This is a genomic window from Duganella sp. Root336D2 (assembly GCF_001425005.1).
Classification (GTDB): Bacteria; Pseudomonadota; Gammaproteobacteria; order Burkholderiales; family Burkholderiaceae_D; genus Rugamonas.
Genome location: NZ_LMDB01000039.1, coordinates 51888 through 67106, shown reverse-complemented (window position 1 = coordinate 67106; position 15219 = coordinate 51888). Strand labels below are relative to the sequence as shown.

Here is a 15219-nt window from a genome sequence, read left to right as displayed (position 1 = left end):
TTCTGAATGATTGAACTCCGATGCGCCGCTTTGAATTCTCCGACAGCAGCTCGAACAAGTTTTGGGAAATTGAACAGGATGGGCTGGACCTGAACCTGCGCTGGGGCCGCATCGGCACACAGGGACAGAGCCAGACCAAATCCTTCGCCGACGACGCCAAGTGCGGCGCCGCCATGGCGAAGCTCATCGCCGAGAAGACCGGCAAGGGCTATGTCGAAATCGATATTACGCCAGCTTCGATTGGCAAGGCTGCTCCCAAGCCTCTGGCCGAGCCGAAGCCTGAGGCGCCTGATGCGGCAGTTGCTGCTCCAGCCCCCGCTGCCGTCGCAGCGCCTGTAGCTGCCGCCGATCCGTCGACCACGCCGCCGTGGCTGGCGCACAGGGCGCCGGTTGCATTGCCCCGGAAGCTGGCGGCAGCAGCCTTGCCATCGCGCCGTTTTCCCAAGCCTGTGCCGGTGGTCGACGCGCAGGACGTATTGCGCCGCATCTTCGAATGCCAGTTGCCGGATGCCGAGGCGACGTACGCCGAACTTCGTCCGGCATTTGAAGAAGCATGGGAGAGATTGCGGACCCGGACCCTGGACGGTTCCGTGCTGTCGGACGCGGTATTGCTGGCCATGGCTGCCAAGCTTCCGTGGGACTGGGAGGGCAAGAACGATGTGCTGGCGGAACAGATGGTTCACGTGCTGGCCAAGCATAAAGGACTGGAGCATTGCGTCGACGCTTTCATCGAAATGCAGCGGATACAGATGCATTGGACGAACGCGGGCAACTTAAAGCGGAAGGTCAGCGCCAGGTCCGTCATCACCACTGAACTTGGCGTATCGGAGCCACTTACGCCGGTCGAAGTCGCCATGCGGCGCCAGCTTTCGTCAGCGCCGGAAGCGATATGGCAGGTGTGCGCCGACAAGATCGAGCACGCCATTCCCACTGTTCATATCATGCGCAAGGCAGGATTGGCAGCGCAACTGCCCGAGCGGCCGGAGATTTCCGATCGCCTGGCGCCCGAACTGGCCAAGGGGCAAGCGGCCAATACCTTGCCACTCCTGTTGATGACGGCCAGCGATCCCGGCTTGGCGGAAAAGTTCGACATCAAGATTTCGGATCACGAGCGCTGGTGCAGGAATCCGATGCTGGCCGCGACGGTCATACAGGAGCGCGGGGCAGATGCCTTCGCAATCCTGAAATTGATGCCTTACAGCGAACCAGGCTGCGAAGCCATGTCTTATGTCGGTACCCCGGAAGCCATCAAATTGCTCGCTGAGGTACTTGCCGTGGTTTCCGATACCAATACGTGGACCGCCATATCGCTGAAAATGGCGCGTACCAACTTCTCTGCTGCGCTGGCGCATGCGCCGCTGGCGGGCATTGCCGCGCTGGCGGAGCTTGGAGAGCGGCGTGGCAAGGAGGGCGAAGTATTGCAGACGTCCCTCACGACGCTGCTGCGTATCCATGCCGATCAGGTTCCGCAGTTGATGGCCTGGCTGAGCCCTGCAGCGCAAGCGTTGCTGCAACGCCAGCTTGAGAAACTGGGCACCTCGATGCCGGTCGCGGCTCGGGAGGACTTGCCGGGCGTACTGGCCGATCCGCCTTGGCTGCGGCCGCGCAAGAAGCCGGCTGCGGCACTGGTCGTGCCGCCCTTGCGGCTGGCGCCGGTCGAGCGCTGGGATGGTATCGACCGCGAGGAATGGCTTGCGGCTCACAGCCAGATGTGGGGGCGCTTCAGGAAAGAACCTTTGAATCCGGTCTCGCTGGCCTGGGAGCTCGGGTTCTATGGCGATGCGTCCGACCAGCTGACCATCAGGGCGCTGGCCGTCAAGGCCATTGAGAACAATGATACCAACGGGCTGGCCGAGGCATGGCGCCTGTACCAGGAGGCATACCCTGGTCGCCAGGTTTGTGCGGTGGTGCTTGCGCTGCTGCCGGAAGCGATGCGTGCAGAGGCCTGGAACAAGCTGGAACGCGAGGTTGACCCGTATCATCCCCGTGTCGCCGGCCTGCTTGCCAAGCTTGGCTTACCGGCGCTTCCCGGCTTCGAAGCGATGGTGGCGCGACGCACCAACGACGTAGGTGCCCTAGCCAAATGCTTTGGCTCCACCGGCCTGGCGCTGCCTATGGCGCGCGCAGCCGCGAAACTCAAGAAGATCAAGGAAGACGCCCGCCAGTGGCTGCTGCGCTTCCCCGCGCATGCCATTTGCGGCCTGCTCGCGCCGGCGCTTGGCAAGGCGGGCGAGGACCGGGATTGCGCGGCGTCGGCGCTGCGCTACCTGGGCGCGAACGGCCATGAGGCCCTGATCTTCGAAATGGCCGCGCGTTACGAGGATGCGGCGATCGCCAAAGCGCTGCGTGCTTTGCTCGATGAAGATCCGCTAGAGCGCTTGCCCGCCAAGCTGCCCAAGCTGCCTGACTTCTGGGCGCCGCTGGGATGGCGCCGCCCTGTGCTGAATGACAGCTGCGGCGCCGGTGCCGGCAAGGCGGTGCCGGACAGTGCGCTGGACCACATCGGCACCATGCTGATGTTCCCGACTGTGGATGGGCTGTACCCGGGCATCACACAGGTCAAGGATGCCTGCACTGCCGAATCGCTGGTGGACTTCGCCTGGGATTGCTTCTCGTCCTGGCTGAATGCAGGCGGCAACTCCAAGGAAGGCTGGGCCATGACCGCCTTGGGCTGGCTGGGAACGGACGACACGGCGCGCAAGCTCACCCCATTTATCCGCACCTGGCCAGGGGAATCGGCGCATGCCCGTGCCGTATCGGCGCTGGACGTGCTGGCCGACATCGGCACCGACACGGCCCTGATGCTGTTGAACGGCATCGCGCAGAAGGTCAAGTTCAAGGGCCTGCAGGACAAGGCGCGCGAAAAGATCGACAAGATCGCGGAGGCACGCGAGCTGACCACCGAGGAACTGGAAGACCGCCTGGCGCCCGACCTGGGCCTGGATGACAACGGCAGCGTGCTGCTGGACTTCGGACCGCGCCAGTTCCGCGTTGGTTTCGACGAGGCGCTGAAGCCATATGTTCGCGACAGCGAAGGCAAGCGCCTGGCCGACCTGCCCAAGCCGAAGCAGAGCGACGACGAAGCGCTGGCCGGTGCCGCCGTCGACCGCTACAAGTTGCTGAAGAAAGACGCCCGCACCATCGCCAGCCAGCAGGTCGTGAGGCTGGAGTGGGCCATGTGCAGCCAACGCCGCTGGCTGCCCGAACACTTCCGCATGTTCCTGGCCGGCCATCCTCTGGTGCGCCACCTGGTGCAGCGCCTGGTGTGGGGCGCCTACGAAGTGGCGGATGGCGAGAACGCCGGCGGCAGACTGCTGGCATGCTTCCGCGTGGCGGAGGATGGCAGCTGGACCACGGGCGAGGACGACCGCTTCACAATGCCGGAAGGTGCGAATATCCGCGTGGGCCTGCCGCATGCGCTCGAACTGGCGGCGGAAGTTGCGGCGCAGTTCGGCCAGCTGTTTGCGGACTATGAGCTGCTGCAGCCGTTCTCCCAGCTTGGGCGCGATACCTATGCACTGGGCGCCGACGAGCAGGCAGTGACGGTCCTGGAGCGCTGGAAAGGCGCAGTCGTTCCCACCGGCCGCGTGCTTGGCCTGGTCAACAAAGGCTGGCGGCGCGGGCAGGCCCAGGATGGCGGCGGCATCTGGTTCTTCCACAAGCCGCTCAACCAAACCAGGGTGATCGAATTGAGGCTTGATCCCGGCATCATCGTGGGCATGGTTGACGAATATCCTGAACAAACGCTGCAAACCATTTCGGTCGGCTCACCTTCCAGCTGGGGGGAGATCAAGGCGGCCGAAAGCCTGGCGATCCTCGACCCGATCGCCACCAGTGAACTGATACGCGACATCGAATCCTTGCGGGCATGACACCATGAAGAAAAGTACAACCAAAGAAGCACCGACTTTGCAGCGCCCACCGGCGGAGATCCTCCATGCGCAGGAGCTGCAACGCCTGCGCGACAATGATACCGGCCCGCGTCCGCCGGGCTGGGCGCTGAGCCTGACCGCCGCGCGCAAATTCATCCTGGGCGACGACGAGTTGAAAATCGAGCGCAAGATCGTGGCGCCTGCGGCGTCGATCGAACGCATGCTGGTGACGCTGGCGACGGGCCGCGGCCTGATGCTGGTGGGCGAGCCGGGCACGGCGAAGTCGCTGCTGTCCGAGCTGCTGGCTACCGCCATCTGCGGCAAGTCGACCCTGACCATCCAGGGCGGCGCTTCGATCACGGAAGACCAGATCAAGTATTCGTGGAACTACGCGTTGCTGATCAACGAAGGCCCAAGTCCGCGCGCACTGGTGCCGGCACCGCTGTACCAGGGCATGCGCGACGGCCAGATCGTGCGTTTCGAAGAGATCACGCGCGCGCCGCTGGAAGTGCAGGACTGCCTGCTTGGCATGCTGTCGGACCGCGTCATGAGCGTGCCGGAACTGGCGGGCGAGGACGGCATGCTGTACGCACGCGACGGCTTCAACATCATTGCCACCGCCAACACGCGCGACCGCGGCGTGAATGAAATGAGCGCGGCGCTCAAGCGCCGCTTCGACTTCGAAACCGTGTTCCCTATCCTCGACTTCGACCATGAGCTGGCGCTGGTGAAAGAGGCTTCGGCGCGCCTGCTGGAAAAGAGCGCGATTCCGCGCAGCCTGCCGGTACCGGTGCTGGAACTGCTGGTGACCACCTTCCGCGACTTGCGCGGCGCCTCGCAGGCGCACAGCGGCGACGCCGCGATGGACCGCCTGACTGCTGTCATGTCGACGGCGGAAGCAGTCAACGTCGCCCATGCCGTCGGCGTGCGCGCCTGGTTCCTCGAGCAGCGCGACGGCAGCCCGGCCGACCTGGTCGACTGCATCGCCGGCACCGTGGTCAAGGACAATGCCGACGACCGCGCCAAGCTGCGCCGCTACTTCGAGCAAAAGGTCGCGCGCAGGAACGGGCCCCACTGGCAAGCCTATTTCGAAGCAAGGCATCGTTTGCCGTGACAGAGCCAGTCATCATCGGCGTTCGCCATCACAGCCCCGCCTGCGCGCGGTTGGTGGCGCACAAGATCCGCAGCCTGCAGCCGGCCCATGTGCTGATCGAAGGGCCGGCTGACTTCAACGACAAGCTTGGGCAGATGGCCTTGCCGCACAAGCTGCCGCTGGCGATCTACAGCTTCCTTTCGTCGGAAGCAGGGCATCGCGCATCCTGGTCGCCATTTGCCGAGCATTCGCCGGAATGGCAGGCGCTGTCCGTCGGGAGTGAGACGGGTGCGCACGTGCGCTTCATCGACCTGCCGGCATGGGACGATGCTTTTGCCGATGTGCTCAATCGCTATGCCGACGTGGGCGACGAGGCGGAGGCTGAACGCGCCGCCACCTACGAAGATGCGCTGCGCCGCAAGATGGCGGTGGACAGCCGGGACGCCCTGTGGGATACGCTGTTTGAACAACAGGATTCCCTCGAACAGCTGGAGCAAAGCCTGTCCGCCCATTTCGAGCACCTGCGCGCCAATGATGCGGGCTCGATCGGCAACCAGTCGCGCGAACGCATGATGGCGAGATGGATCGCCTGGGCAATGGCGCGCAAGGAAGGCCCGGTACTGGTGGTGTGCGGCGGCTACCATGCGCCCGCACTGCAGCGCGCCTGGCGCAGCGAGGACGGTGCGCACCCGCCCGGACTGCCGGCGCCGGACAATGCTGCCGGGGAAGTGCGCTTCGGCTCCTACCTGGTGCCATACACCTTCAAGCGGCTCGATTCCTTCACCGGCTACGCATCGGGTATGCCGTCCCCGTTCTTCTACCAGCTGGCATGGGAAGAGGGCATGCAGGGCGTGGGACCCGCGCTGCTGCAGCGCGTGACGCAGCGCCTGCGCAACAAGAAGCTGGCGGCATCGACCGCCGACCTGATTGCCGCGCACACGCGCGCCGATGCGCTGGCGCGCCTGCGCGGCCATGCCCAGCCGGCACGCTGCGACTGGCTCGATGCGCTGGCAGGATCGCTGGTCAAGGATGCGCTGGATGCGGCGCTGCCGTGGACCTATCGCGGGCCGCTGCGCTTCGGTACCGACCCGATCCTGGTCGAGATCATGGACGTACTGGCAGGCGATGTGGCGGGCAAGCTGGCGCCCGGTACGCCGCAGCCGCCGCTGGTGCTGGCGGTCGAGGAGGAACTGGAAGCGCGCGGCATCAAGCTGCCGTGCGATATGGTGCTCGATTTGTTCGCGCCCGCCGACCGCGAGAAGAGCCGCGTGCTGCATCGCCTGCTGCTGCTGGACATCCCCGGCATCGACCGGCGCTCGGGCCCTGGCCTGGCAATGTCCGGCGAGCGGCGCGAAGAATGGGCGTTGCGGACACCGCTGGAGCAGCGCGCGGCGCTGATCGAGGCCGCGGCATATGGCGCCACGCTGGAAGATGCAGCGCGCATGAAGCTGGAAGAGCGCATACGGGCAGCGGGCCGTGCCAACGGCGAAAGCCGTTTCGCGCAACTGGCTGAAGTCCTGAACAAGGCCGCCTTTGCCGGCCTGGCCAGCATGAGCGACGGCATCCTGGCCGAACTGGAAATGGCGGTCGGCGGCGAGCCACACTTTGAATCCTTCGGCACTGCGCTGCCGGTACTGCATTCCCTGCTGCTGCACGGCCAGTCGCTCGACATGGCGGGTGCACCGATCCTGCGCACCGTCATCGCCGCCGCCTTCGACCGTGCGTTGTGGCTGCTGGAAGCGATGGGCATGGTTCCTGCGGTGGACCACAGGCTGCATATCCAGGGCTTCCTCGCCTTGCGCCAGGTGGCCCGCGATGCGCTGGCTGGCGACGTGGCGCTGCCTTTGCAGATCGAGCCCGAACGTGCGCTGGCTGTATGGCGGCGCAAGCTTGCTGACCAGCGCTCCGCTCCGGTCAGCCGCGGCGCAGCGCTGGGGGGACTGGTCAGCCTGAATGCAGGAGGTTCCGCTGCCACAGGCGAAGCCACCTTGCAGGCGCTGGCCCTGCTCGGCGAAATTCCACCGGGACTGGTTGGCGATGCGCTAGCCGGCATGCTGGCCCTGGCGCGCGATGAACTGGTGCATGACGCCCATTTCGTCGCCGGTCTCGATGCATTGGTGAAGTCGCTGGACGACCTCGATTTCGTGCTTGCCTTGCCGGCCATGCGCAACGCCTTCGGCTGGCTGCCGCCGCAGGAACGCGGCTCGCTGGCGGAGGCTGTGCTGGCCCAGCATAACGCGGGGCATCTGCCGCGGCGGGCGCTGACCGCGCACTTCGCCGGTGCCGATGCGGAAGACCTGGCTAAAGCCGCGCTGCTGGAACAGGCCGCGCTGCGCAAACTTGCTTCATGGGGATTGGTGTCATGAGTTTAAAAATTCCCGATTCGCTGACGCGCTGGCGCCTGCTGCTCGGCGAAGCAGCGGCGCCTGCCTTGGGCAGCTTGTCCGGCGAGGCGCGCTCGGCGGACATGGCGCTGGACTGGCTGTACGGGCGCGATACCGACATCGCCGCGCGCGGCGAACGTAACGCAGGACTGGGACCATCGCAGCTGTCCACGCCGGACTGGATCAACACGATCCATGAACTGTTCCCGAAAGAAGTGATCGAGCGTCTCGAAAGCGATGCGGTGGAACTGTACGGCATCGACGAGGTGGTGACCAACCTCGAGGTGCTGGAACGCATCGAGCCATCGGAATCGCTGCTGCGCGCGGTGCTGCACACCAAGCACCTGATGAATCCCGAAGTGCTGGCTGCCGCACGCCGGCTGGTGGCCGAAGTCGTGCGCCAGATCATCGAGAAGATGGCAACCGAGGTGCGGCAAGCGTTTTCCGGTGCGCGCGACAGGCGCCGACGGTCCATGATGAAGGTGGCGCGCAACTTCGACTTCAAACGCACGGTGCAAGGCAACCTGCACCGATGGGACCCGGAGCGCGGAAAGCTGTTCCTGGAAACGCCGATCTTCATGAGCCGCGTGCGGCGCCACACGGAGCGCTGGGACATCTGCCTGCTGATCGACCAGAGCGGCTCGATGGTCGATTCGGTGATCCATTCCGCTGTGATGGCATCCTGCCTTTGGAACCTGCCGGGCATGCGTACCCGCCTGGTCGCCTTCGATACGGAAGTGGTCGACCTGACCTCGGACGTGTCCGACCCGGTCGAACTGCTGATGAAGGTGCAGCTGGGCGGCGGTACCGACATCGCCAAGGCGGTCGGCTATGCGCAATCGCTGGTGGAAAACCCGCAGCGTACCGTGGTGGTGCTGGTCAGCGACTTCTTCGAAGGCGGATCGCAGCATGAACTGGTACGTCGGGTCAAGGCGCTGGTGCAGTCCGGCGTGACGGTGCTGGGACTGGCCGCGCTGGATTCGAGCGCCGATCCCTGCTACGACAAGGACATGGCGGCGCGGCTGGTGCGCGAAGGTGCGCACGTGGGCGCAATGACGCCCGGACAGCTGGCGGCCTGGCTGGCGGAAAAGGTGCGCTCATGAACGCTCGCAGAACCGACCTGCTGGAACTGACGCCCGAAGCGCTGATTGCCCTGGCCAACGCGGGCTTTGTAAAGCGCGCGCAGAAGGATGTCGCCGAAGGCAACCTGCCCGCCATCGAGGAAGGGGAAGATGGCGCCATCCGCGCCACCTACGCCGACGGTCACAGCACGGTGCTTGCGCCGAACAGTACACTGCGCGACGCCAGCTGCACTTGCCCGGCCAGCGGCTTATGCCGCCACCGCGTGACGCTGGTCCTGGCGTACCAGGCGCAGGCCCAGGCGCATCCGGAAAGCGAACCGGCCGACGATTCCGGCCCATGGTCGCCGTCGCATTTCGCTGCGACGATGGCCGAAACCATTCCTGCTTCGACCCTGGCGCAAGCCATGAAGCTGGCGGCGGCGCAGCCGTTAGTCAAGCTGATAGCGTGGCAGGAAGCAGCGCCCGTTCCAGGCGCGCGCCTGCCGATGTGCAATGTGCGCTTCTTCTCGCGCAGCAGCCTGACGCACGCCAGGTGCGATTGCAAGGAGGGCAGCGGTTGCGCGCACGTCGTCCTGGCAGTATGGGCATTCGAGCAGGCGGAGAAGAAGTCGCCGGGCTTTGCCGAAGCCAGCGTTACCCTGGCCAATGCGCAGGCAGGCGGCGCCCCGGCGGCAGCGCGCCTGTTTGATACGCAAGCAGCGGCAACGCTGCTCGAGCGCACGCACGCCCTTGCGCTGCAGGTCTGGCTCGATGGCTCCAGCCAGCCGATGCTGGCACTGGAGGCGCGCTTCGAGGAAGTCTTCGCCCTGGCGGCCCGACTGGGATGGTGCTGGATTGGCGAATCGCTGCATGGCATGAAGGACCTGATGCTGGCGCAGCATGCGCGCTCAAGCCGCTTCGACCCGACGATGCTGTTGTCGGCGCTGGCAGGCCTGCATGCGCGCCTGGCGGCAGCAGTGCTGGTGGACGGCCAGGCTGCCGCAGGAGAGCTGCCGGAAGTGCCGGCCAGCCAGCTGCTCGGCATCGGGGTCAAGGGCGAAGTTGCGTTGGACCACTTGCGGCTGGTATCCCTCGGCGCCCAGCTCTGGGCGGATGACGAGGCGGAGGGCGCGCTGCTGGTATTTGCCGACCCCGATACCCTTGCGGTGACGGTGATCGATCGCAGCTGGCCAAAGCCGAAGGCCGGGGAGCCTGGCATGGCCATCAAGTCGCGCAGGATTGCCGGCCAGCCGGTGGAAAGGCTGGCCGCCAGCCAGGTTGTCACCAACGGCGCCCGGCGTCGTGCCAATGGCGCCCTGGAGATCGCGGCTGGAGCGCGGCAGACCAACGTCCTCCCCTTGTCGCCCCGGGCGTGGGATGACCTGATGGCGCCGTTGCGGCAGGCCTCCGCCGTTGGGCTGCGCGACTACCTGCTGAACGCCGTTCCGGATTTCGCACGGCCGCTGCAGGCGATTGAGCACATGCACATCGTGCCCGTGGCGCGGGTCGGTGAATGGGAATGGAATGCGGCGCGCCAGACGCTATCCGCCTGGATCGAAGTCGGCGGGGCAGGCGAGCGCCTGCTGCTGCGAAAGCACCACAATCCGGCTGCGCCGCATGCCATCGATGCGCTGGCCAGTGCATTGTCCGGAGAATCCGGCGCGCCGACTGCGGTATCGGGGACGGTCACGCTGGAAGCTGGACTGGTGGTCATCGAACCGTTTGCCGTCCTGACCGAACAGCGCGCCGTGGTACCGGACGTGGAAACGGCGGCGTCGCGCGGCCTGGCGCCTGTCATGTTGTTGCATGAGCCGCCAGCGCTGGTGGAGCTGGTCAACCAGGGCCACGCGCTGCTTGCCCGCTGGATGCGGCAGGGTTTGCGTCACCAGGCCGCTGGCGCCCTGCAGGAAGCTGCGGAACTTGCGGCCGCCCTCGAGCGCAACGGCCTTGCCGCGGCAGCCGGGCTGCTGCGCGAGACCGTCACCCTGATGCAGGCGCCGGAAAAGCAACCCTTGCCCGGCAAGCTGGCAACGTTATACCTATTACTAGCCGAAGTCGCACGTTCGGCTTGAGAACACGGAGATTTCATGGCAAGACAAGCAAAAGCGGACCCATTGCTGGCCGCACCGGACGGTAAAGTCCACTGGACCAAAGGCATGCAGGAATGGCTTGATCTTTTTGTAGAAGATCCAGGCTTGTTCCTGCCCGGCGCCGGCTTTGACGAACATCATGGGGCGCACAAGGCTTTGCTGGGGAAGGACAACTGGGTGCCCTCCGCCTTCCGCCTGCTGCAGGTGTACGGCGTTGATGCATTGCCGCTGTTCGTCGACTGGATAGCATCGAAGCGCTATAGCCCGCCAGCGGTGCAGACGGCGCTGCTGAATATTCATAGTGAGCAGGCTGTCGACGCGGTAGTCGAACGGCACCGCAGCGCCGAGTTCCGGCCGCTTGTCCTGAAGCTGGCAAAGAAATGGCCCGTCTTCGTCCTGCGCAAGCTGCTGGACGTGAATCCGGCAAAGAAGCAGCCCGCTGCCTTGCTGATCCAGGAAATCCTGAACCAGGATCCTGGCTGCTTGCCGCTGCTGCGGGAGCACGCCAGCGAGGCGCAATCGAATACGCTGGAGCGTCTGCTTGAAGTTGCCGACGCGGCGGAAGAAGCTGAGCCGGCGGAGTTTCCGCCGGTGCTGCGCGAACTGCCCTGGGCGAACCGCGAGCCTTCCCGTGTTCCATCGCTGTCCCTGCAAGCAATCCATGATGTTCCAGGTATCGATTGGTCGAGGTGGAAAGGCTACGAAACCCTGAAGGTGGACGGACCGGATCTATCGGATCTCGCATACTCGGAAGCGGTACTGAAACGTTCGGAAATCGCGTCCGAAATGCCTGCGCACGCCAGCTCGTGGGACCTGGCACGGAAGTCGTTATGGGCCATGGGACTGGATGCCGGGGCGATCGAACGCGCGATCGCCTCTGAATCGGTGCACGAAGATGATTTCGCAGTGCGTTCCGGCAGGTACTGGGATTGCGTCTCGTTCTTGCGTTTCCTGCCCCCGAATCTGGCTCTCTCGGTCTTCAATAATATTCCGGCTGAGGGCTTGCGCAGGGGGTATCGAATGCCGGACAAGTTTGCCTGGTTCGGCGCCGCAAGCCTGCCGCGCTTCATGCATCTCTATCCCACGGCATCCATTCAGTCGATGCTGCTGGCTGCTTGCTTCGACTGGGATGCACTTGCGATGTACGTCGCCAGGGGCTTCTACGCTAACCGTTGGGTCAAGCAGGAAGCCGGCGACTGGCTGCTCGCTTACCCGGCCGCTGCCGCACGCGGTTTGCTTCCAGCAGCATTCGGGGAAGATCCCGCCGAGCGGTTTATCGCGCAGAATGCCTTGCGCCACCTGGCTGCCAACGGCCAGGTGGCAGCCGTGGCGGAGCAGGCGGCACGCTACGGGAGCGCCGCGGAAGAGGCCTTGCGCATCATGCTGTCCGAACCGCAGCGCGAATTGTTGCCTGAAAAGCTCCCGGCGCCGCCAAAAAGCGTGCATGTGCCCGGCCTGCCGCGCCTGTACCTGAAATCGAACGGCAAGGCGCTGCCGATCGGCTCCGTGCCGGATGTCCTGACCATCATGGCGCTGTGCAAGCAGGACGCTCCGTTCAGCGGCCTGCTCGCGCTGCAGGAAGCGCTGACGCCGGAATCGCTCGCCAAATTCGGACAGGCCCTGTTCGAATGGTGGCGCGACAACGATACCCCGCCCAAGGAGCGCTGGATCTTCTGGATGCAGGGTGTCATCGGCAACGATGAAACCGCGCGCCAGTTGAATGTCGCGTTGAAGCAGTGGCGCGCGGCACTGGTCCGCGTGCGCGCCTACGATGCGATGGAAATGCTGGTGCAGATCGGCTCCGATGTCGCCTTGATGTACCTGCACCAGTTGAGCGAGCAAACGCGCTACAACGATTTGCGTGAGCGTGCGGTGGGAATGATGGAGGACCTCGCTGAGCAGCGTGGCCTCAGCATGGAGCAACTGGCCGACCGCACGGTGCCGGACCTGGGCCTGGACCAGAATGGCCGCCTGGCGCTGGATTTCGGCCCGCGTTCCTTCATCGTGCGCTTCGACGAGCACTTGCTGCCGTATGTATGCGACAGCGACGGCAAGCGGATCAAGGACCTGCCCAAGCCAAACAGCAAGGATGATGAAGCGATTGCCAAGGCTGCCTCGCAGCGCTACAAGGACCTCAAGAAGCAGGCCAAGAACGTCGCCAGGGCCCAGGTCAATCGGCTGGAAGACGCCATGTGCGGGCAGCGCCGCTGGTCGGCGGAGGAATTCGAAACCCTGCTGGTGCGGCATCCGCTGCTGCGCCACCTGGTCCTGCGCCTGGTGTGGGGCAGCTACGACGCGAGCGGCAAGCTGCTCACCCTGTTCCGTGTTGCGGAAGACCTGAGCTATGCCGACGCCAGCGACAATGCCTTGCAACTGCCGCTCGATGCGAAGCTCGGCATCCCGCACCGCCTGGAACTGGCGGATGCCGATGCGCAGGCGTTTGCGCAGCTGTTTGCCGACTACGAAGTCCTGCAACCGTTCGAACAGCTGGGCCGAGCCACCTACCGCCTCGACGAAGCGGCGCTCGATGGCAGCACCCTGCCTGAGTGGCAGGACCGCAGAGTGAGCACAGGCGCCCTGCTGGGTCTTGAGAACCGCGGCTGGCAGCGCGAGGTTGGGGACGGCGGCTGCATCGATTCGTTCGTCAAGGCGCTGGACGGCGGGAAGACGGTCTTCATCACCCTGGAAGGGGAGTGGTTTGTCGGTGACCGTGCCGACCCGACGGCGATTCATACGATTACGCGCTGCGGGCTGGGTGGAGCGCAGTGGCGTACCTTGCCTCCGGTACTGGTGAGCGAGATCCAGCGCGACCTGCATCAAATGTACTGGACCAAATGAGCTACGATTTCGAGCTGATCCAGCGGCAGGTAGCCCTGGTGAGCTACGGCAGCAGGTTCCTGCGCAAGAAGCTTGCGCTCGAGGACTGGTACCGGCACGGCATCTTCTTCGGCGCGCGTCTGCAGTTCAGGGACCGTGCGGGGAATGCCTTGCTGGCCGACGACTTCACCCGCTGGCTGGACGTCCTGGCGCAAGCCGGGGCCACTGGGCTGTCGCTGCATCCGGTAGAGCTTGTGGGCATCGAGGTGCCTCAGACCCTGGCCCGATGCACGCAGGTGGTAGCGGTCCACTACCCCGACCGCTACCAGCTTTGGGCGGTCGGCACGGAGCGGGGCGCGTGGGAGGCAGGAGGCTGCGCGGGCAACGTCGATTGCTACCTGTTTGTGGCCGAGCGGCCAGGCGGGCTCGATGTGCCGAATACGGACTGGAAAAAGCTGGCCAAGGCAATCGCCGCCGATCTTGATACCCCGGTTCCTTCGGACGGGGTGCCGGCAGCGCCTTTCTGCGTCGAGGCCAGGGAGAGCGCGCCATGGTCGAAGATGCCGCTGTTCGTTGCCACCGGCGCCGATTCGCTGGCACACCGGGTGCTGGCGACGCTGGACCGGCGGCAGGGGCAATTTGCGAACGACATGAACCCGAAGAATGACAACAGCCATTTCCAGCACCTGGCCGAGACGGGCGCCGCGGCCATGCAGCACTGGGGCGAGCGGCTCGATAGCTGGATAGGCGAAGTCCTGCTGCGCGCCGCCAATATCGATCATGGAAGCGTCGAGTCGCATAAGGAAGAACGTTTGCACGGCGCGCCGACGCCGCTGGATCAAGTGCCGGCTGCGGCCCCGCCCGCGCCATTAAGCCTGCCGCCCGTTGCCGAAATGCCGCCGCCGGCGGAGCGCAAGCGGACGCGCCACATCGGGCTGGCCATCGCGATTGCCATACTCAGCGTGCTGGTCATCGCCTTCGCCCACATCATCGCCCGCTTCCCCTGGCTGGCCGTCGTGCTTGTCCTGCCGTGGGTGCTGTATATGCAACAAAGGAAGTAGTTAAGCTGCGGTTGTAATTGACAGAAAATACACGACAATTCATGATTTGATATTTATTTCCACTGGGAAAAATCATGTTCATTGTTTGGGGGCGCAAGATTACGCGCCGTGCATTGGGGTATGTCGCGGATTTCTGCGGCGTTTGCAGGGTGCCGCGCGCTTTCCGCATGACCCGTCTCGGCTCGGTAGGCCATGTTTATTACATCAGCTTTGGCGAAGGAAAACTGGTCGGGCACCAGCGCACCTGCACCAGTTGCGGTGCATTCAGCGACGCCGACCTGAATGCCTATGCCGGCGTATCGAAGAGCTCCGGTTCACTGGAATCCCTGAAGCGGGAAACTTACCCTGGCCTGGATGCCGCCCTGGAGCAGCGCCTGGCACTTGAAGTGCGCATGCAGGCCGCGCCGCACCTGTTGTCGGCGGAAGAGCGCCTCGGGCTGATTTTCTCACCGATTAACCTGCTGTCGCCCAAAGTGGAAAAGCACTTCGCGACCACGCATATGGACGGCGGTGTGGCGCTGGCAATCGCCGGCGGCATCGGCCTGTGCTTCATCGTTCCTGCCATTGGCGCCGCCATTTCATCGGAATATGGCCCGCCGGGCTTCCTGCTTGGCATGGCGCTGGGCTTCGCCCTGCTCATCTGGCAGCTCATCGCAGCCGGGCCGCGCTTCATGCGCAAGGAAATCCTGCCGCTGCTGGCGAAATCGCTGGCGCCGGTGAAGCCGAGCGAGGCCGAGGTCGACCGCGCCTTGCGTGAATTCAAGCAGGCCGGCCACAAGATCGGCAAAAAGTTGACCGCGTCGCAGGTCATCGAAGCCATTCGCTCGCCGCGCTAGAAGTT

8 protein-coding genes are annotated in these 15219 nt (G+C 64.8%); all 8 read left to right on the top strand.

Translation table 11 applies throughout. The features are described 5' to 3' along the window. The first annotated feature begins 20 nt into the window (after positions 1 to 20). The 8 genes from ASD07_RS28375 to ASD07_RS28340 all read left to right on the top strand — a co-directional run bounded on the left by ASD07_RS28375 (position 21) and on the right by ASD07_RS28340 (position 15214). The gene (locus tag ASD07_RS28375; RefSeq protein ID WP_055938764.1) at positions 21 to 3872 is read left to right on the top strand and encodes a DUF4132 domain-containing protein; all 3852 of its coding nucleotides are present in this window, start codon (positions 21 to 23) and stop codon (positions 3870 to 3872) included. Positions 3873 to 3876: 4 nt separating this feature from the next. Then, positions 3877 to 4986, top strand: coding sequence for an AAA family ATPase (locus ASD07_RS28370; protein WP_055938762.1), 1110 nt, complete (start codon positions 3877 to 3879; stop codon positions 4984 to 4986). Beyond that, on the top strand, positions 4983 to 7331 hold the full coding sequence (locus tag ASD07_RS28365) for a DUF5682 family protein (protein WP_055938760.1): 2349 nt from the start codon (positions 4983 to 4985) through the stop codon (positions 7329 to 7331). The genes ASD07_RS28370 and ASD07_RS28365 overlap by 4 nt, the downstream gene beginning before the upstream one ends. Continuing rightward, on the top strand, positions 7328 to 8452 hold the full coding sequence (locus ASD07_RS28360) for a VWA domain-containing protein (protein ID WP_055938756.1): 1125 nt from the start codon (positions 7328 to 7330) through the stop codon (positions 8450 to 8452). Before ASD07_RS28365 ends, ASD07_RS28360 begins: the two co-directional genes overlap by 4 nt. Then, positions 8449 to 10482, top strand: a complete 2034-nt coding sequence (locus ASD07_RS28355) for an SWIM zinc finger family protein (RefSeq protein ID WP_055938754.1) — start codon at positions 8449 to 8451, stop codon at positions 10480 to 10482. The genes ASD07_RS28360 and ASD07_RS28355 overlap by 4 nt, the downstream gene beginning before the upstream one ends. A gap of 15 nt (positions 10483 to 10497) precedes the next feature. Then, a complete protein-coding gene (locus tag ASD07_RS28350; RefSeq protein WP_156398216.1) occupies positions 10498 to 13338 on the top strand; it encodes a DUF4132 domain-containing protein in 2841 nt (946 codons plus the stop codon). After that, the gene (locus ASD07_RS28345; protein ID WP_055938750.1) at positions 13335 to 14378 is read left to right on the top strand and encodes a hypothetical protein; all 1044 of its coding nucleotides are present in this window, start codon (positions 13335 to 13337) and stop codon (positions 14376 to 14378) included. Before ASD07_RS28350 ends, ASD07_RS28345 begins: the two co-directional genes overlap by 4 nt. Before the next feature lie 74 nt (positions 14379 to 14452). Then, positions 14453 to 15214: a hypothetical protein gene (locus tag ASD07_RS28340; protein ID WP_055938748.1), complete on the top strand. Its 762-nt coding sequence runs from the start codon at positions 14453 to 14455 to the stop codon at positions 15212 to 15214. The last annotated feature ends 5 nt before the right edge of the window (positions 15215 to 15219 follow it).